This window comes from Hydrogenovibrio sp. 3SP14C1, assembly GCF_029625905.1.
In the GTDB taxonomy this organism is placed as follows: domain Bacteria; phylum Pseudomonadota; class Gammaproteobacteria; order Thiomicrospirales; family Thiomicrospiraceae; genus Hydrogenovibrio.
Genome location: NZ_JARTLM010000011.1, coordinates 12,672 through 32,433, shown reverse-complemented (window position 1 = coordinate 32,433; position 19,762 = coordinate 12,672). Strand labels below are relative to the sequence as shown.

Annotated in this window: 20 protein-coding genes; 13 read left to right on the top strand and 7 right to left on the bottom strand. The window is 42.3% G+C overall.

Going from position 1 to position 19,762, the window contains the following annotated elements:
- Positions 1 to 12: 12 nt before the first annotated feature.
- Both P8629_RS10030 and P8629_RS10025 read left to right on the top strand, forming a co-directional pair.
- A complete protein-coding gene (locus P8629_RS10030; RefSeq protein ID WP_278165999.1) occupies positions 13 to 492 on the top strand; it encodes a peroxiredoxin in 480 nt (159 codons plus the stop codon).
- Between the two features lie 42 nt (positions 493 to 534).
- Entirely contained in the window at positions 535 to 1,944 is a 1,410-nt protein-coding gene (locus tag P8629_RS10025; RefSeq protein ID WP_278165998.1) for a PhoH family protein, read from the top strand.
- A 144-nt stretch (positions 1,945 to 2,088) separates the two neighbouring features.
- Here the strand turns inward: P8629_RS10025 and P8629_RS10020 are convergent, their stop codons facing one another.
- From P8629_RS10020 to P8629_RS09995, 6 genes are all read right to left on the bottom strand, one after another.
- The gene (locus P8629_RS10020; protein WP_278165997.1) at positions 2,089 to 3,045 is read right to left on the bottom strand and encodes a LysR family transcriptional regulator; all 957 of its coding nucleotides are present in this window, start codon (positions 3,043 to 3,045) and stop codon (positions 2,089 to 2,091) included.
- 141 nt (positions 3,046 to 3,186) lie between these two features.
- Entirely contained in the window at positions 3,187 to 4,173 is a 987-nt protein-coding gene (locus P8629_RS10015; RefSeq protein ID WP_278165996.1) for an ion channel, read from the bottom strand.
- Positions 4,170 to 5,417, bottom strand: coding sequence for a UbiH/UbiF/VisC/COQ6 family ubiquinone biosynthesis hydroxylase (locus P8629_RS10010; RefSeq protein ID WP_278165995.1), 1,248 nt, complete (start codon positions 5,415 to 5,417; stop codon positions 4,170 to 4,172). The genes P8629_RS10015 and P8629_RS10010 overlap by 4 nt, the downstream gene beginning before the upstream one ends.
- Entirely contained in the window at positions 5,414 to 6,589 is a 1,176-nt protein-coding gene (locus P8629_RS10005; RefSeq protein ID WP_278165994.1) for an FAD-dependent monooxygenase, read from the bottom strand. The genes P8629_RS10010 and P8629_RS10005 overlap by 4 nt, the downstream gene beginning before the upstream one ends.
- Before the next feature lie 11 nt (positions 6,590 to 6,600).
- Complete coding sequence (gene pepP / locus P8629_RS10000) at positions 6,601 to 7,932, bottom strand: Xaa-Pro aminopeptidase (protein WP_278165993.1); 1,332 nt, start codon at positions 7,930 to 7,932, stop codon at positions 6,601 to 6,603.
- A complete protein-coding gene (locus P8629_RS09995) occupies positions 7,932 to 8,501 on the bottom strand; it encodes a YecA family protein (RefSeq protein ID WP_278165992.1) in 570 nt (189 codons plus the stop codon). Before P8629_RS09995 ends, pepP begins: the two co-directional genes overlap by 1 nt.
- 295 nt (positions 8,502 to 8,796) lie before the next feature.
- On the opposite strand from P8629_RS09995, the gene P8629_RS09990 reads away from it, so the two are divergent.
- Together P8629_RS09990 and P8629_RS09985 are read left to right on the top strand one after the other, a co-directional pair.
- Positions 8,797 to 9,066: a cell division protein ZapA gene (locus tag P8629_RS09990; protein ID WP_278165991.1), complete on the top strand. Its 270-nt coding sequence runs from the start codon at positions 8,797 to 8,799 to the stop codon at positions 9,064 to 9,066.
- A 374-nt stretch (positions 9,067 to 9,440) separates the two neighbouring features.
- On the top strand, positions 9,441 to 10,019 hold the full coding sequence (locus P8629_RS09985) for a 5-formyltetrahydrofolate cyclo-ligase (protein WP_278165990.1): 579 nt from the start codon (positions 9,441 to 9,443) through the stop codon (positions 10,017 to 10,019).
- A 59-nt stretch (positions 10,020 to 10,078) separates the two neighbouring features.
- Here the strand turns inward: P8629_RS09985 and ilvA are convergent, their stop codons facing one another.
- Positions 10,079 to 11,602, bottom strand: a complete 1,524-nt coding sequence (ilvA, locus tag P8629_RS09980) for a threonine ammonia-lyase, biosynthetic (RefSeq protein WP_278165989.1) — start codon at positions 11,600 to 11,602, stop codon at positions 10,079 to 10,081.
- Positions 11,603 to 11,950: 348 nt separating this feature from the next.
- Here ilvA and P8629_RS09975 point away from each other — a divergent pair, with 348 nt between their 5' ends.
- The 9 genes from P8629_RS09975 to P8629_RS09935 all read left to right on the top strand — a co-directional run bounded on the left by P8629_RS09975 (position 11,951) and on the right by P8629_RS09935 (position 19,642).
- Complete coding sequence (locus tag P8629_RS09975) at positions 11,951 to 14,044, top strand: TonB-dependent receptor domain-containing protein (RefSeq protein WP_278165988.1); 2,094 nt, start codon at positions 11,951 to 11,953, stop codon at positions 14,042 to 14,044.
- 79 nt (positions 14,045 to 14,123) lie between these two features.
- Positions 14,124 to 14,750 (top strand): SCO family protein, encoded by a 627-nt coding sequence (locus P8629_RS09970; protein WP_278165987.1) that lies wholly within the window; start codon positions 14,124 to 14,126, stop codon positions 14,748 to 14,750.
- Positions 14,751 to 14,766: 16 nt separating this feature from the next.
- Positions 14,767 to 15,243, top strand: a complete 477-nt coding sequence (locus P8629_RS09965; protein ID WP_278165986.1) for a copper chaperone PCu(A)C — start codon at positions 14,767 to 14,769, stop codon at positions 15,241 to 15,243.
- A 130-nt stretch (positions 15,244 to 15,373) separates the two neighbouring features.
- The gene (locus P8629_RS09960) at positions 15,374 to 15,868 is read left to right on the top strand and encodes a hypothetical protein (RefSeq protein ID WP_278165985.1); all 495 of its coding nucleotides are present in this window, start codon (positions 15,374 to 15,376) and stop codon (positions 15,866 to 15,868) included.
- 177 nt (positions 15,869 to 16,045) lie between these two features.
- A complete protein-coding gene (gene rpiA / locus P8629_RS09955; RefSeq protein WP_278165984.1) occupies positions 16,046 to 16,708 on the top strand; it encodes a ribose-5-phosphate isomerase RpiA in 663 nt (220 codons plus the stop codon).
- A 74-nt stretch (positions 16,709 to 16,782) separates the two neighbouring features.
- Complete coding sequence (locus P8629_RS09950) at positions 16,783 to 17,286, top strand: peroxiredoxin family protein (RefSeq protein ID WP_278165983.1); 504 nt, start codon at positions 16,783 to 16,785, stop codon at positions 17,284 to 17,286.
- Positions 17,287 to 17,357: 71 nt separating this feature from the next.
- On the top strand, positions 17,358 to 18,638 hold the full coding sequence (hemL, locus tag P8629_RS09945; protein ID WP_278165982.1) for a glutamate-1-semialdehyde 2,1-aminomutase: 1,281 nt from the start codon (positions 17,358 to 17,360) through the stop codon (positions 18,636 to 18,638).
- 49 nt (positions 18,639 to 18,687) lie between these two features.
- Complete coding sequence (locus tag P8629_RS09940) at positions 18,688 to 19,233, top strand: elongation factor P hydroxylase (RefSeq protein WP_278165981.1); 546 nt, start codon at positions 18,688 to 18,690, stop codon at positions 19,231 to 19,233.
- A 181-nt stretch (positions 19,234 to 19,414) separates the two neighbouring features.
- Positions 19,415 to 19,642 (top strand): SHOCT domain-containing protein, encoded by a 228-nt coding sequence (locus P8629_RS09935; protein ID WP_278165980.1) that lies wholly within the window; start codon positions 19,415 to 19,417, stop codon positions 19,640 to 19,642.
- Positions 19,643 to 19,762 lie beyond the last annotated feature (120 nt).

The window sequence follows — 19,762 nt, the reverse complement described above, 5'->3', positions numbered from 1 at the left end:
AAAGGAGCCAAAATGACAACAACACCTCTTCAAATCGGACAAAAAATTCCCACCTTCTCACTTGATGCGACCAACGGACAAACCGTCACAGAAAATGATTTAACGGGACACTACACTATTATCTACTTCTATCCTAAGGACGATACCCCTGGATGCACAACCGAAGGACAAGACTTCACACAAGCATATTCGGACTTTAAAGCTGAAAACACTACCATTTACGGCGTATCAAGAGATTCCATCAAAAAACATGAAAACTTCAAAAGCAAGTTCGACTTTCCCTTTGAACTCATCTCAGATCCTGACGAAACTCTTTGCAAAATATTTGATATCATCAAACTCAAAAAGAATTATGGCAAGGAATACATGGGAATCGAACGCAGCACTTTCTTAATCAACCCAGAAGGAGAACTCATTCAGGAATGGCGAAAAGTCAAAGTTCCTGAGCACGCAACAGAAGTTTTGGAAGCCGTAAAAAATGTAAAGAACTAACCTAAATCTGGCGCAAGCCACATTACGATAGGATGCCATTAAATGACTGACAGCCCAAATAGATTGTTTATTCTTGATACCAACGTTTTAATGCACGACCCTATGGCGCTTTTCAACTTTGAAGAGCATGATATATTCATTTCCATGACCGTTCTCGAAGAGCTCGATGCCGGCAAGAAAGGGATGTCAGAAGTTTCTCGTAATGTACGTGAAACCAACCGACTGATCGATCAGATCATTAGCAATGCAAGCTTTGAACAAATCAAAACAGGATTGGACCTAGAGCGCATCCACCCAAACAAGGAACGCGGAAATTTACATCTAGGAAAACTGTTCTTTGAAACTGAACCGATGATTGCTCAACTCCCGGAGACCCTGCCGAGCCACAAAGCGGACAATCATATTTTACAGACTGGATTAGCGCTTAAATTACAATACCCTAGTCGCAACGTCACCCTGGTCACAAAAGACATCAACATGCGCATCAAATCGTCTACTGTTGGCCTCCACTCTGAAGATTACTACAATGATCGCGTACTAGAAGATGCCGACCTTTTGTTTAGCGGCTGGGAAGTCTTACCGGAACATTTTTTTGAAGAAAACTTCAGCAAAATGAAGTCTTGGCAAGAAGACAACAAAACCTTCTATGAACTGGAATTAGACGAAACGCATCATTGGTACCCAAACCAATGCCTTCTCAGCACAAACGAGTCTGGTTTTAGCGCCATCGTTCGCAGCGTTGAAAAAAACATTGCCACATTAGAATACATGCATAATTTTGAGCAATCAAAACGCAGTGTCTGGGGCATCACTGCCCGCAACCAAGAGCAAAACCTCGCTTTGAATTTCTTAATGGATCCCAATATTGACTTTGTCTCACTACTTGGAACGGCGGGAACGGGTAAAACTTTGCTAGCCCTGGCTGCAGCATTAGAACAAACACTTGATGAGGGGATTTACAATGAAATCATTATGACTCGCGCCACCATCCCAATCGGTGATGATATTGGTTTCTTACCAGGAACAGAAGAAGAAAAAATGACACCTTGGATGGGGGCACTAATGGACAACCTGGAAGTTTTAACCCATTCAGATGGGCACATTACAGACTGGGAAAAAGAATCGACTCAAGAGCTACTCAACAAACGCATCAAAATCAAGTCGCTAAACTTTATGCGTGGCCGAACCTTCCAAAACAAATTTATCATTATCGATGAATCGCAAAACCTGACCCCGAAACAAATGAAAACATTAATCACCCGCTCAGGTGAAGGCACTAAAATTGTTTGCCTCGGTAACATCGGCCAAATTGATTCACCCTACTTAACCGAAACCACGACTGGGTTGACTTACATCGTGGACCGATTTAAGAACTGGCCTCATAGTGCTCATATCACTCTCAGACAAGGAGAACGCTCTCGCCTGGCAGAATTTGCATCTGAGTGTTTATAACGCTAACCATATGAAAATTAAAAAGCGCGCTTACCTCACTGAGATTAAGCACGCTTACTTAACCAACAACACAAACAAAAAAGCCCCAAAAATAACCAGACCTGGCTATTTTTAGGGCTTTTTATTAAGAGACTTTTTCGTCGCTTATTTAGAAGTATACTTTTGCATATCCTCTTCGCTTGGCAATTTAAATCCTTGCTCAACCGCTTTTTCTTTACAGTATTCAACAGCAAAATCCAACAACTCACCAACTGCACGATGACGGAATTTGTGTTTTTGGCGTACATGAGAGAAAGGTCGATCCAAAGGAGGATCTAAGGGCAATGCCTTCAGCGTACCAAGTTGCAACTCTTTTGATATCGTCGTTCTTGATACAATGGCCAGACCAACATCTGATTCAACAGCCATCTTGACAGCTTCAGGACTTCCTAACTCCATCACAACATTTAAATCAGAATAACTCAAGCCTTGTTCACGAATGTAATTATCAATTACCGAACGAGAACCAGAACCCTCTTCACGAGAGATATAACGATACTTACGCATATCTTCAATAGAAATCTTATCACGATTTGAAAGTGGGTGGCCATGTGGCACAATTAGTACCATCTCGTCTAAACGACATACTTCCACTTCTAAGTTTTTGTTATAAACAGGCGCTTCTACAACCCCAAGATCAATCATATTATTTTCGACCATGGCGACAATCGCATCGGTATTTCCAACCTGAAGACGAATATTAACGTCTTCAAATTGTTTTTTGAAAGCCCCTAATAAACTTGGCAACATATATTCGGCAATTGTCGTACTGGCACCAATCAACAAACTTCCGGTCACCTCGCCGGTAAGCTCCCTGACCTCACTATTCATCTTGTCATAATGATCCAGTATTTTTTCCGCATAATCGTAAACAATCTTACCCGCATCTGTCAGAGTGATCTTATTATGCGTTCGGTCAAACAATCTGGTGTTAAAAAACTCTTCCAACTGCTTAACCTGAAAAGTCACCGCAGGTTGCGTCATATGAAGCGTTTCAGCTGCTTTAGTAAAACTTAATACTTTTGCTACTGTGTAAAATACTTGAAGCCGTCTATCAGCCATTATGAAAATGCCTTTTCGTCTAAAAAACTATCGTGACTAGACTATAGTTCTATCTTTAAAAAATGTCAAAGTTAATTTTATGGCTCCCCCTCAGTAAAGCTTATATCGACAAATGCTTAAGCACTTTTCTTTATGAATTTATTAGGTTTTTTTATTATCACTTACTTTTGAGATGGTACGTCTTAATTCTGATAAAAGCGCTTCATTCTCCTGCCGCATCTTTTGCAGAATTTCTTCTTTTTCCAAACGAACCCTTTTATCCAAATACCCCAGACTATTATCAAACCTTTCAGCATGAAATGATTGCATTCTTTTTTCTAAACCATCCACCTTAGTAGACATTTCCGACAAAACTTCTGACAACCGTTTTTCATTTAATTCAGCTTGAACATCCAAATGATCTTGCATCTTTTTAATGTGATTCAGAATATCCTTTTCTCTTTCCTTTTGCTCTGAACCAATTAAAAAAGCTGAAATATTTGCCATGACCAACGAGAATAAAATAACCCCAATGATAATCAAGGCTGCCCCGAATAATCGCCCTTCTCCAGTTAGAGGAACAATATCTCCATACCCGACCGTGGTAATGGTGACTAAGGCATACCAGACGCCATCCGTGAAATCTACCTCTTCAATTACCGAAAAAATTGCACCGGCCAGAATAATAAAGAAGAAAGCGCCTGACAGAACCAAGCCGAAACTGTTTTGCTTCAGTAAATTGACCACGTCCGCAAAAACATCAAGCACCACTCTTAAAAACAGAACCAGCCTCAAGCCTCGTAAAATGGCTGCCCAGTCATTGCCATAATCAAACCAAGGAAAAACGAGAATAATAATCAACACATTCAGCCAATTATGTTGAATATAACGCTTACGATCATCTACCAGCCATAAATTAACCACTAGCTCGGTTGTGAACACCCCCCAAACTAAAACAGAAATCCAAAAACTGTCTTGAAGTGTATCGGAATAATCCAACACCAATTGAATAACGACGACCAGGAGCGCTAAAAAAACAGCATACGAGAGATAAGCCCCCACTTTAACCGCACGAGCATTCTCGTTTGGTGAAACTCCTTCTACACCCAGCAAGGCTTTAATATTCGACCTTCTTAAATTAAAACTCATAACTGCGCTAACTCCGGCAATACTTCCCGACCTTTTAAAGCTTGGCCCATTAACCAGTTCTTAATAGGTTTGGCCTGGTCTGCGAATGGTAAAATGCGTTTGCGAATTTCATTTTTAAGCGGCATATTTTGTTTGAAAAGCCAGTCAAATCCTTCCATTGAACGTTGCACTATGACATTATCTCCCCTGCGCCATCGCTCATAACGACGTAACACACTCAAACGACTCCAGTCTTTATCAGAGGCTTCACGGGATTGAGACAGCGTTTCAATTAAAGCAGCGGCATCCAGTAGACCAAGGTTAACCCCCTGACCCGCTTGTGGATGCACAGTATGAGCAGCATCACCCACCAACGCAAAATGCGGTTTCACATACTGTGCTGCATGGCGCCTAACCAACGGAAAGGCCGTCCGCTTCGCCACCTCAATCACCTGCCCCAGCTTCTCACCAGACGCATGTGTAATCGTTTCAGCAAACACCTCATCTGACAAAGATAACGCCCATTGCATTTTCTCTGTTGGCAAATACCAGGCAATTGAGCTCCAGTTGTCTTGCATGGCTAAATAAGCAAACGGCCCATCAGATTGATAACGCTGCCAACAAGTATCTTGATTCGGTAAACTGGTTTTAACACAACCAACTACCGCGCATTGTCCGTAATCATGCTCCTTAACCTCAATGCCAGCCATATCGCGTGTTTTCGAAAAAGCACCATCCGCCCCCACGACCAACTTTGTTTTTAATTCAATCGAACTATCCAGCTCCAAACGAGCTTGATCAGCCTGCAATGTTAATCCGGTTAAAGCATGCCCAACCAAAACCGCTATCTTTTCATGGTCGATAATTTCGTCCCACAAGGCGGCTTGAATCACTTTATTTTCAACCACATACCCTAAATTAGGCTCATGAATTTCTTTTGAAGAAAAATGTACTTGCGCATCAGACACCGATTCCCAAACATGCATATCAGTAAATGCGTGGTAACGACGTTTCTGCACACCTTTCCAAGCACCTAAGTTTTTTAAAATATTTTCAGAAGCACGCGTTAACGCACTGACACGTGTTTGCATAGGCGCGGTAGCATCCCAATTTAAATCAGGGGCTTCGCGCTCCAACATTAATACTTCAAAGCCTTTTTTTGCTAGCCCTAAAGCGATTGTGGCACCAACCATACCACCCCCGACAACCACAACATCCCAAATTTTAGACTCTAGTGTGGATTTTGAGTGTGCGCTTTTGTTCATTTCATGCCCATCGTCATTTTGGTAAAGCGTTTTCTAAGGGATGGAATCACGTCCATTGCCATCAATCCCAATCCTCTCAGGTGACCGACGGCAGGTGCTTCTGTCTGAAACACCTGAATCAACCCGTCCGTCAGTCCCATAATTTTTTCATGCTGCGTTTTACGTTCATCGGCATAATCCGATAATAGAGACCACTCACCTAAATCAGTGACATTTGTTGCCTCATCTAAAAAAGCCTGAATATCACTGATACCCAAATTTAATCCTTGAGCGGCAACAGGATGCTGAGTATGGGATGCATTTCCCATCAGTACAGCACGCGGCTTAATAAAGGTCGGGACATAGGTTTCGGTCAGTGGATAAAACACGCGCTCACTCACAGAAATAAAAGCACCTAATCGCTCTCCCATTCTTTGAGAAAACGCCTGTATAAAATCTTTATCGTCAAGCGCTTTAACGTGCTCGACCTCTTCGGCTGGCACAACCCAAACAGCTTTACTTTCATGTTCCTGCATCGGCAACAAGGCAACTGGGCCTTGTTCTGTAAAGCGCTCAAACGCCCAACCGTTTGGATGTTGTTCCGTTTCAATTTTGGCAATCACCCCAAACGCTTGATAATCTTTAATCTCAATCGGGAGGTCTAACAATTGTCTGACCGTCGACTGCGTGCCATCGGCACCGATCACTAAATCCACCTCAAAAGTTTGCTGGCCACTTAGTGTCTCTAATTGCACCCGCTGTTTATCCTCTTGCAACTGAAAATCTACCAGACCTGACTGAGAAAATAACGTCACCCCCTCCAGCCCAGCGGCATTTTGCCACAACACATGGCCTAGATCAGAGGCAGTCACACTGTATCCCAAAGCAGGCACGTTCATTTCAGATGCGTGCAAATGGGTTAAGCCCAAATAGCCTTTTTGCGAGACATGAACATGCTCAATCGGTGTAGTGCAGGGTTTTAAATCAGACCAAATACCGAGCGTATCTAACGTACAAACCGATCCATAAGTTAACGCTAAAACGCGGCCATCAAACGACCCTTTCTCTCCTTGGTCAAAGGCATTTTTTTCAGCCAACACAACCGTTCTTCCGGCTCGCGCTAATCCAATGGCCAAAATCAACCCGACTGGACCACCGCCTGAAATAAAGACGTCTCTTTTTTCAATTGTCATGCTGATCCTTCTTAATCACGATTTTGTGCCATCCATTGTTCAATTTCCGCAACGCTTCTTGGAAGCCCTGTTGTCAGAACGTCATGCCCGGTTTCCGTCACCACAACATCATCCTCAATTCGAATCCCAATACCTCGGTATTGAGCATCAACGTCTGTGCAGTCCTTGGAAATATAAAGCCCAGGTTCAACCGTAACGACCATGCCAGCTTGAAATGTACGCCATTCACCTTGTTGTTTGTAACGCCCGACATCATGGACATCCATGCCTAACCAATGACCAGTACCATGCATAAAGAAACGTTTATAGACTTCCTCTTCAATAAGCTGATCAACATCCCCCTGCAAAATATCTAAATCTAGCAACCCTTGCGTCAATACTCTGACAGACGCTTGATGCATGGCATCATAACTCACACCTGGTTTAATAGCGTTAATGGCGGCTTGCTGCGCAGCCAATACCGTTTCATACAAAGCAGCCTGAGGCTTTGAAAACTGGCCATTGGCCGGAAAAGTAGACGTAATATCACCGGCATAACAGGCATATTCAGCACCGGCATCGACCAAGACAAGATCCTGTTCTTGAATCCGCGCGTTGTTTTCGGTGTAATGCAACACACAGGCATTATCGCCACCCGCCACAATCGTATTAAAAGCCACACGTGGGGAGCCGTTTTGTTTAAAAGCATTTTCTAAATCAGACTGCACTTGGTACTCGTATTTACCCGATGCCACCGAACGCATCGCTGCCAAATGACCTTTGACCGAAATTTGGGCGGCTTGACGCATCCATTCAATTTCTTGTTTCGATTTAATAACGCGCATCTCATGCAAGATCGAATCTAAATCATGTATCTGAGTCGGGGCTTGAATACCTTGGCGCGCTTTAGCTTTTTGTGCCTGAATCCAGCTTGAAGCCAAATCTGACCATTCTGACAATTGCGCAAAAGTAAAAAACAAACTATCCACTCCAGCAATCAAATCAGCTACCTGATCTTCAAAATCATCAATTGACCAGGCCTGGTCAATATTTAACGTTTCGGGTGCTTTATCCACCCCTAAACGTCGACCTTGCCAGATTTCTTGCGCTTCATCTTTAGGCCGTAAAAACAAAATACTTTGCTGTGTTGCCTTTGAGGCGCCAGAGCATTTAATCAGCATCAGAACAGCATCGGGTTCTGTAAATCCCGTTAGATAATAAAAGTCCGACTCAGCACGAAACTCATACTCGACATCACGATTCCGAATTTTCTCTTCTCCTGAAGCAATAAAAGCGACACTATTCTCAGGCATTTTTTTAAATAATGCGTTTCTACGTTCTTGAAATAAAGTCATCACTGCCATTAATGCAAAGTATCCGTTGGTGCGTCCTGCATCATAATAGGAGACCCTTCAACCGGGTTCAGATCTTCATTAATCGTCAAAACACCGATTTTGACAAATTCGACCAACTGCATAAAGTCAGATTCCTCCTGATCACTGGCATCTTCCAAACCATCTATTTCGATACGGGCAATATCACCAAAGTCACGGAATAATTCCGCCACTTCTCCGGTTAACTTCTGCTCTGACTGTCCGGCCAAGCCCATGCCATATAAAAACCCTTCACACCATTGTCCCAACATTGCTGCACGAGCAGGCAAAGACTCATTTTCATCAGGAAGACAAAGCATTAATTCAAACCCTGAACCATTTAGCGATTTATCTGTCTCTAAATACAGTTCATGTAACGCCACCAAAAAGCTTTCTTTGACGGACTTCACATCTGCTTCTTCTAGAATTTTTTTAATCCAAGCACTTTCTTTTAAATTTGCATCACCACACATAAGCCCGATGAGCATCCCTTGCAAAAAAGACGGAGATTCCAGTTCAGGGTAAGGTTGTAACGCTTCATTTATTTGATCAAATTCCATTCCAGACGAATCCATTTTATTTATTTAAATTATAATTTTCGAACGCTTAACAAATGTCTTTTAGATCTTAAACAAGACCCTTATTTGCTAGAATTCATGCATTTATCAGCAAATAATACCATGAGCGTTTTGCTTAACCAAATAGACAGGGAATTTTTAAATTTTTTCAAGGATGACAAACTCAAATTAAATGCGTAATATATAATTTAGCAAGCGTTGTGTATTGATAAACATTCTTCAATGTTTCAACATCAAGCTTTGATTTTTTTAAACAACCCCTTTACGTGAGAATTCCATGTTAACGTTATCTTTAATGAACCACACTTTTGAAGTTCCATGCGAGCCTGAAGACCGTGAACGATTAATTGAAGCTGCCACGCTTCTGGAAGACAAACTGGATCAAGTCACCACGCTAAAAGGAGAAAGCAAAGTTTTAATGGTGGCACTGAACTTATGCTATGACCACCTTCAAATGAAACAAGAAACCACGCAATACTGTTTACGTCTTGACGAGCAAATAGAAGACGCGATTACTCAGGTTGCCAGTACGTCAAAAGAAGACTAACCGCGCTTACAATCGTTGACAGACTGAGCCGTCTCATCAAAGCACACCCTCTTCTATAGAATGTTTTAATTTGCAACCCATTTCAATCAAAACAACTGATAAGAAAATCTATTTTCACCCTATTAATCGCCATATAAATTGATATAATAATGACTCATACGGACTAGGTTCAAATCCCCTGCCGATAACAATGATCCCGGGGCCAGAAACTTTAGACGGTGAGAATCTCGCTTATGTCCGAGAATCCTAAGTCTTTAGTCGAGGCTGCCACCTGAACTTAACGGTTCAGGGATAATGGCCTAGTTCGTATTCCTATTTAAGTTTGAGATATCAGGGTCTCATCGATTTTAGTAACTAAAGAGATTCATCACAGCATGAACTTAAGAAATACTTGTCGAGAAAAACGCAACCAGCTGAGCCCTGAACAACACTTTCTTCACGCTAAAAGCGCTTCTCATCTATTATTACGATCTAATTGGTTACAACGGCCCAAGCGTATTGCTGTGTATTTTTCACAAGACGGCGAACTCAATACCGAACCGCTCATTGAAGCATTATGGCAAAGAAACCATCAGGTTTTTTTACCCGTGCTAAAAACCTTGCGTGGTCGCCATATGGCATTTGCCGAGTACACACCTGAAAGTGAATTAGTTCCGAATCAATTTGGTATTTTAGAACCGCAGGTTCAGAATCAACACCATTTAACCGGTCAGCAATTAGATTTAGTCTTAATGCCACTCACTTGCTTTGATTTAAAAGGCAACCGGATTGGAATGGGTGGTGGATTTTATGACCGGACGTTTCAGTTCAAGCGTTGGCAAACCCATCGTCATAACCGGCCAAAACTAATTGGTTGGGCGCATGAATGCCAACAAGTTGAACACATTCAACCCGAACCTTGGGACATTCCTTTAGAAGGATTGGTCACCGAAAAACGTCTCTACACGTTTTGAATGAAAAAATGACCAGGCCTGGTCATTTTTGATGGCGGCACTGTTTTCGTTCCGAAATCCTATTCAATCGGCTTTAAGAACAATTGATAACCAATATTGTCTTGCTCTGAGAAATAACGGTAGCCTAAATTATCCAAATACGCTTCAAATTCAGGCTTTTGTTCCGGTGGAACTTGTACTCCGACCAACACGCGACCATAAGCGGCGCCGTGGTTTCGATAATGAAACAAACTGATATTCCATTCTTCACTCATCTGAATTAAGAACTGTAACAATGCGCCAGGGCGTTCCGGGAACTGAAAACGATACAAGAGTTCATTCTCGACCCCTTTTGCATGGCCGCCGACCATAAACCGTAAGTGCAATTTGGCCATTTCATCATCGCTCAAATCTTCCAGCTCATAGTCACATTGCTTCAACTGCTTAATCAATGCTTCTTTTTCAGCCGTGCCCCCTTCGGTTCTCACTCCAACAAACACCACAGCTTTTTGACGGTCTGAGTAACGGTAATTGAATTCGGTAATCGCGCGACGATCGCCAAGCAACTCACAGAAACGTTTAAAGCTTCCTGGTTTTTCATCAATGGTGACCGCAAAAATGGCTTCACGCTTTTCACCAATTTCTGTTCGTTCGGAAATATAACGCAACCCATCAAAATTCATATTCGCGCCACTGACAATCACCGCCATATTCAAGTCGGCCACGCCTTTTTCTTCCACAAACTTTTTCATTCCCGCCAATGCGATTGCGCCCGCAGGCTCGGCAATCGCACGGGTATCTTCAAAAATATCCTTAACCGCAGCACAAATCTCATCGGTTTTGACGGTCACCATTTCATCAACACAAGTTTGAGCTATACGAAAGGGAATTTCACCGACTTGTGCAACGGCCACGCCATCTGCAAAAATACCGACCGACTTAAGTTTGACCCGCTCTTTCGCTTTAAGTGCTTCGGTCATGCAAGCCGCATCTTCCGGCTCAACACCGACAATACGGGTTTCGGGAGACACTTGCTTAATTACTGCCGAGATACCTGCAATCAGACCACCCCCGCCAACTGGAACGAAAATCACATCAAAAGGCTTGCTTTGACGCAGCATTTCCAATGCAATCGTTCCCTGACCGGCAATTACATCCACATCATCATAAGGCGGAATATAGGTGTAACCATTTTCTTCGCACAACGTCTTTGCATGGGCCGCCGCCTGATCGTAAGCGTCACCATGCAACACCACTTCCCCGCCCAGATTTCGAACGGAATTCACCTTAATCGTCGGTGTCGTTCTAGGCATGACGATGACGGCTTTAATGCCCATTTTCGTTGCTGACAGCGCGACGCCTTGCGCATGGTTCCCTGCCGACGCGGCAATCACACCACGTTCTTTTTCCGCATCCGTTAAATGGTACAGACGGTTATAAGCGCCTCTTAATTTAAATGAGAAAACTGGCTGCAAGTCTTCACGCTTCAACCAAATATTATTACGAACCCGACGTGAAATCAGCGGAGCTTTTTCTAAAGGCGTTTGCTCAGCCACATCATAAACAGGGGCTTTTAAAACTCGGCGCAAGATTGTTTCAGGCATTCAGGATTCCTTATGGTTGAAAGTCATTTAAAATACATTTTAGACGGTATTGAAGCATAACAAAACCGCCACCCAGCATTATTTTAAATTGAGGGTTGAATTCCCTATCGCCGCAACTTTTTCTTGATTCATTATGACTTCGTAACATCACGAAAATTATCCCAGATCAAGACTTAAGAATTCCTCAATCCTGTAGCAATCTTTTAGACAGGGTCACCACACTCTCTTAAGACTTTGATTAAATTTTATTACGTACAATACCCTCAAATAAAATAAGCCCTCTAAGAATATTCTATAAAGACATCATCTGGGTACAAATACAACACCTTTCCCTAAGGAACTTTAGAAATGAATCAGTCACCTCTCTATATCGCTATATTAGCAGCTTTATCCACATCGACACTTAGCTCAGTATCTTATGCCGAAACAGACAAACTGAAAAAAATAACCGTTGCCGCAACCGTGGAGGAAGCTGCACCACAGGAAGAGACTCACACTAGCGCAGAACTGTTGGAAAATGGGAACAGTGAAACAGGTGACGTGCTTCGTCAAATCAACGGAGTTTCTGCAGCACGAAAAGGCGGACATGGGTTGGACCCTCAAATTAGAGGGCAACAATATGCTCAGCTTAATATTCTTTTGGATGGCGCTAAAATTGAAGGAGGATGCCCTAATAGAATGGACCCACCAACATCCTACTCTGAAGTATCTTCTTATGATGAAATCGTGGTTATTCGAGGCGTTAACAGCGTTTTAAATGGTCCAGGTGGAAGCGGAGGCACCATTTTATTTAACCGTCAAAAACCAACCTATAATCCTGAAAAACCTGTTTCAGGGGAAGTGTCCATTGGAAAATCGAATATCCTGAACTACGAAACCAACGCTGAAGTTCAAACGGTGGGCAAAACCGGTTATGTGGTCGTTCAAGGCTCCCGTAAAGATGCCAACAATTATACTGATGGAAATGGCGATGTCGTTAAATCGAGCTATAACACAAACCAGGGCCACATTGACTTAGGTTGGACTCCAAGTGACAACCATCATTTAAAGCTTTCTGCCGAGAAAAGTCGCACTGAAGATGCGTTATATCCTGGCGCCGCAATGGATGCCCCAGAAACCGAAGGTACGATGCTGCGTTTAAAGTATGAAGGTCGTCAATTGTCAGAAGCCATTGCCGATGTCGATATTGATTTATACCGTTCTACGGTTGACCATGTCATGAACAACTTCGACCTCAGAACCCCGCCTTCTCCAACAATGAAGAAAGAAACGCCGACTTCAACAGAATCGAATGGCGCAAAAATTAAATTAACCAGCCATCTTGGAAAAACACAGTTCGATTACGGCATGCAATTGGAAAGTATCAATAAAGATGCCACTTTATGGAATCGCTCGGTCACGCCTAACACTTCGTTAAACTACATGTGGCCAGATGTGACAAACACAACAAAAAGTCTTTTTGCGGAAACCAACACCCTACTGTCACAACAAAGCAATTTAATTGTCGGACTACGCTATGACCAGGTTGATGCCAAAGCCGATAATATTAACCAAGCTCCAACGGGTGCGCCAGGCAACACCCCTAGTTCAGTCTATGCCAAAACCTATACAGATTACAATGGAGAAGACTCTGCAAGCGAAGACAATCTTAGTGGGGTACTTCGATTTGAGAATACGTTTGCGCCAAACTATAAATGGTATTTAGGTGCCAGTCACACCAAACGAACGGCCGACGCGACCGAAAGATTTATGTCGAAATGGGGGATGATGAGTGGCACACAAACCAGCTGGGTTGGAAACCCGAATATCAAACCCGAACAGCATAACCAAATCGATTTAGGCATCGGCAAAAAAACAGCACAACTCAACTGGAATGTTTCAGTATGGTACGACAAGGTTAATGACTATATCCTGAGAGACTTAGCCACCAATCAGTATGACAACGGTATTAAAACAACCGCCAAAGATAAAACCGAAGTGTATGTTAATGTCGATGCCGAACTCTATGGTGCTGACTTAGAAGCCGATTATAGAATGACACCGGCTTTTACTGCAGGAGGACAATTCAGTCTAACGAAAGGTCGTAATACAACCGACAATCGTAATATTGCAATGATTTCTGCCCCAACCGGCTCCTTACATGCAACCTATCGTCCAAGTAACTGGCACTTAGGTGGCCGTTTGAACTTTGCGCTAGAGCAAACTGACATCGATAAAGCCTACACTCCCGAAGCGAACCACGGCGAAACCCCAGCTTGGAACACGTTGGATATTTACGGAGGGTATCAGTTATCTAAAACCTGGCAAATTAATGCAGGGATCGACAATCTAATGGATCACGCTTATTATGATCACTTGAGCTATGACCCTGTCGACCCAACGGTATATAAAAACAACGAACCTGGACGTAACTACTGGGCCAAAGTAACTGCGAAGTTTTAATTAAGCTAATTGTTAACACATAAGGGCGTTAAACGCCCTTTTTTGACAATTAAAGAGACCTTAAAGGCTTCTTAATTTTATGAAAAAAAGTATTTTTTTAATCCTGATCACCATCCTAATTATAGGAGTGAGTATCATTGTATGGCTAGCACCGCCCACTCAGTTCCTGACGTCCTCTGACTCTAACATGACGACCGCTTCTATTCCTCAAAAACCTGATGGAGGCGATTTCACTTTGACCTCCTCATCTGGACCGATTTCCTTGTCTGACTACGAAGGCAAATTGGTGTTACTTTATTTTGGCTATACCTTTTGTCCGGATATCTGCCCCACTAATCTGGGCAACATTGCCATGGCTTATCAACAATTGACCCCTTCGGAAAAACAACAAATTCAAATCTTATTCATTTCGGTCGACCCTAATCGAGACACGCCTGACAGACTAAAACAATATGCCGACTACTTTAATAGCAACATGATTGGTTTAACCGGCACAAAATCGACGATTGATGAGATCACACATCGGTACGGTGTGGTTTATGCCATTCATCAAGAAAAACCCGATGAGACAACTTATTCCGTTGATCACTCGGCATTTACTTATATAATTAATAAAAAAGGTGAATTGGTGAAACAACTTCCCCATGCCACCAGTCCAGATATTTTTACACAACAAATCCGTCATTTCATGACTCAACACCCCTAAAACTGGAGCGATAAAAATGCGTTTTCAATTCAATTTCACCTCAACTTTTTTAATGGCATGCCTCTCAATAACGAGCTTCAACGTCTTTGCCAATGACGCTTCCGTTATTGACGTTGATAATGCCTATATTCGTGAAGTGCCTCCTGGCGCCATGGCAACCGGCAGTTTTTTAACCCTTAAAAATAACAGCGAACAAGAAGTCCGTTTAGTTGGCGCGACCTCTGACGTCGCTAAAAAAGTTCAGCTTCACACTCACATTAACGACAATGGCGTCATGAAAATGCGTCAGATCAAATACATTTCAGTGGCCGCACACCAAGAAACCAAACTTCAACCAGGTGGGCTCCACATCATGTTCATCGGCTTACAAAAAGAATTAAAAAAAGGTCAGACTATCCCTATGACGCTTAAATTCAAAGATGGCAGTCAAAAATCATTAATGATCCCTGTGAAATCCGTTATGAACTCTATGAACAATCTGGATCACCACTAATTCTTTTTAGAGTGATTTTGCTCTCACGGGCAATCACTCATCCATACTCTTTTCAGACTTATCCCTTGAAAAAAAAACCTTTGTCTCTATACTCATCAGACCAAAATTAAAAAACAGAGGCCTCAAGTTCATGATGAGTAAAAACTTCGCCCTTTTAGCACTGGCGGCAACTACCGCATTGTCTTTCTCTACAGCGTCTTATGCGGATAAAAAAAATCCACTGGACGATGTTAAAACACTTAAGTTATGTGTCGATTACAGCACATTGACATCTGATGCAGATAAAACCTCTTACATGAAAGAACTTGATCGCCGTGGACAATTAAGCGTTCAAGATCATGACAATTTTGCAAAAAAACAAGTCGTTAATGGCTCTACCATGTGTGGCATGTATATGACGCTTGGAAAGCCATTGACAGAGAAAGGAAAGCAACTTCGTCCAATGGTTTACAAAGTGGTTCATGTCTATCCAACGCATTACTATGTCACTCAAATGGGAATGGTGGTTGCAACTTACGAACGCAAAGAAGGCCAACTTCCTCCTAAATTAACTGAAGAAAAACCTAAGACTCAAGCCCCCCCAGTGATGTATCAATCACCTGGCGGCACACCAATGCATCATTGATAAGCTTTTTCGTAACGCAGGGTGTTATTAAATAACACCTTGTGCTTCGGTCATATTCAAAGATAAGTTTAAGTTAAAAGGCTTATCTCTTCTGCGTTCTCATACTTAATCTATACTTTTTACGCTAAAGTGATTAAAATATGCGCCATTATTAATAATGAATTAGAGAATAACAACATGACACAAGATGAATTAAAACAACAAGTTGCTATGGCGGCAATCGAATATGTCGTTCCAGATACTTACATTGGTGTAGGAACAGGCTCTACAGCAAACTTCTTCATTGATGAACTGGCTAAAATTAAAGGAAAAATCAAAGGGGCTGTTGCCAGTTCTGAAGCAACAGCAGAGCGTTTGAAAGGTCATGGTATCCCGGTATTAGAATTAAACTCCGTAGATGAAATGTCCGTATACATTGATGGTGCTGACGAAGCCGATGCCGGTCTAAACCTTATCAAAGGTGGCGGTGGTGCTTTAACGCGTGAGAAAATCGTTTTAGCCGTTGCTAAACAATTTGTATGCATTGCGGACGACAGTAAAAAGGTTGACGTTTTAGGTAAATTCCCACTACCGATTGAAGTAATTCCTATGGCGCGTAGTTATGTCGCACGTGAAGTCGTTAAGCGTTTCGGTGGTGAGCCGGTTTTACGAGAAGGCTTTACAACAGATAATGGCAATGTCATTTTAGATATCCATGGCTTGGAAATCACTGATCCGGTTGCAATGGAAACAGAACTAAATAGCATTGTTGGTGTAGTAACAAATGGATTGTTTGCAGCGCGAAATGCTGACATCTTCCTATGTGGTACTGCTAACGGCGTTGAAACCATCAAAGCTTAATTCAAGCTTATCAAGGTTAACGTGGGTGCATGCCACGTTAAACCAATATTATTTCCGATATCCAGAGCATTGAAATGAATAAAATTGGCAGCAAGCTATTCGGCATTCTCGTTTTACTTTTACTCGGCACATTACTTTATCTGACCGTTTTTTCAGATGGGTTAGGAAAAGCGCCGGAGATTACCGTTAAAACAGCACAAGGTGAAAGTATTCAGCTTAATAAGCCTATGAAGCCGGTTTTAGTTAACTTCTGGGCCACAACATGCCCAGGCTGCATTACAGAAATGCCTCATTTAGCACAAATGAAACGGAAATTTGGCGATAAGTTTGAACTGGTGGCTGTGTCTATGAACTATGACCCGGCTGAGCAAGTAAAAAAATTCATCGCCAAAAACCCTTATCCATTTTCATTTGTCCAAGACATAGATGGCAAAATAGCCGAAGCCTTCGGCGGCGTTTTATTAACTCCAACCAGTTTTTTAATTGCGCCGAATGGCAACATTGTTTATCAAAAAATCGGTGAAGTTGACTTTGATATCGTTACCGAACGCATCAAAAAAATGACACCTGATTTATAAACAGTCCTCTAAAGTTATTGAGTGAATGCTCATTTCAATTTATTGCAACACAACTATTCACAGGAAAAACCATGTCAAATTCTCATACCTTATTTGAAGCAGCTCAAGCCCACATTCCTGGCGGAGTCAATTCACCCGTTAGAGCATTTAAAGGTGTGGGTGGAAACCCTGTATTTTTTGAATCAGCGAAAGGCGCTTACTTAACTGATACTGATGGCAAGCAGTATATTGATTATGTTGCTTCTTGGGGGCCAGCCATTCTAGGTCATACACATCCTGACGTTATTAAAGCCGTTCAAGCTCAAGCTGAAAAAGGACTCTCTTTTGGCGCGCCGACCGAAATCGAAACTACAATGGCAGATATGGTTTGTGACTTAATCCCTTCTATGGACATGGTCAGAATGGTAAGTTCAGGAACGGAAGCAACCATGACCGCCATCCGTTTGGCTCGTGGTTATACCGGACGCGATAAAATTGTTAAATTCGAAGGCTGTTACCATGGGCACTCTGATTCATTATTGGTGAAAGCGGGCTCTGGCGCGTTAACCTTAGGGGTTCCTTCTTCTCCAGGTGTTCCAGCTTGTTTGGCAGAAGAAACCCTAACCCTCACCCATAACGATTCGGAAGAAGTGAAAAAAGTCTTCTCTGAAATCGGGGATCAAATAGCCTGTATTATTGTTGAACCTGTTGCCGGAAATATGAACTGTATTCCGCCGGAAGAAGGTTTTCTAGAAACCCTTCGTGAAGTCTGTGATGAAAGTGGCGCGGTTTTAATCTTTGATGAAGTCATGTGTGGCTTCCGCGTTGGACTGACAGGCGCTCAAGGTCGCTACAACATCACCCCAGACTTAACCACTTTTGGGAAAGTCATCGGTGGCGGCATGCCAGTGGGTGCGTTCGGTGGTAAAAAAGAAGTGATGCAACACATTTCCCCTCTAGGGCCTGTTTATCAAGCAGGGACTTTATCAGGCAATCCCATTGCCATGACAGCCGGGCTCAAAACACTGGAACTCATCAGTGAAAAAGGTTTTTTTGAAGCGCTAGAAGCCAAGACAACCAAATTGGTTAACGGGTTACAGCGTGTCGCGGACGAAATCGGTATTCCTTTTACCACCAATCAAGTTGGTGCTATGTTCGGTTTCTTCTTCTCTGAGGAAAAAAACATTCGACGTTTTGCACAAGTGACTGAAGGGGATATGGATCGCTTTAAAACTTTCTACCATGGCATGTTGGATGAAGGTATCTACTTAGCTCCATCAGCGTTTGAAGCTGGTTTTGTTTCTTCTGCTCATACCGATCAAGATATTGAAGATACTATTGCCGCTGCGAAAAAAGTCATGGCGACGCTTTAATATCGTTTAAATCAATAGTGACTCTTCTTTGGGTCACTATTTCCTAACTATGACAAACACATTCGATAAAGACACACTGATTTCTCTTTTCAATCAAACCTTTCTTACTTTAAGAAACACCCAACTGGTTTGCTGTGAAGATGAACCGATTTATCGCCCTGCCGACCCAAATAACAATCACCCCCATCATCGAATTATTTTTGCCCATGGATTTTTCGCATCGGCCCTACATGAAACCGCCCATTGGTGTGTTGCTGGCTCTAAAAGACGATTATTAGAAGATTTTGGTTATTGGTATCAACCCGATGGACGCTCTCCACAACAACAAGCTGAGTTTGAAAGAGTCGAGATAAAACCCCAAGCGCTTGAATGGATTTTTTCGCTGTCGGCTGGGTTCCCTTTTGTTTTCAGTGCAGACAACTTAGCAGGCAATGCAGTTCCTTCGAAAAGCTTTCAACAAAACGTTTTAAAACAAGTAGGCATATATCTAACCCAAGGTATGCCAGAAGATGCTCAGATATGGTCTCAAGTTTTATTAAACCATTATCAACCCGAATACCAACTTTCTGCCAGCCTATTTAAACTTCCTAGCTAACCCTTATTCCCACCTCATACAAGAAGCATTAACCCAATTAATTAGCGTTTTTTGAAATGTAGGACTAAAATAAAAGTGAACATAAAAAAACACCACATTCTCTATCTATCTGAAAGAGTCTAGTGGTCAGCAACCGCGATGAGACGATAAATACGAAATGGCTCCTAGAAAAAGGAGGGACATGATGTATAACGACCATACAATGTGGGGCTTTATGGGAGGCGGTATGTGGATATTCTGGCTGATCTTCATTATCGTTGTTCTTTTACTGATTAAAATCTTTAATACTATTACCAATAACGCCGGCAAACCGAATGAAACAGCTTTGGAAATATTAAAGAAACGGCATGCTAAAGGCGAAATTTCGAAAGAAGAGTATGAAGAACGTAAAAAAGAGTTAGAGCTCTGAATGAAGCTCAATAATCACTAGAAATAAATAACTTAATAAAATTGCACTTAAATCAAAAAACGGCCAGGCCTGGCCGTTTTTAAAACATATCACATAGTGATGGCTTATTTTTTAGGCTTG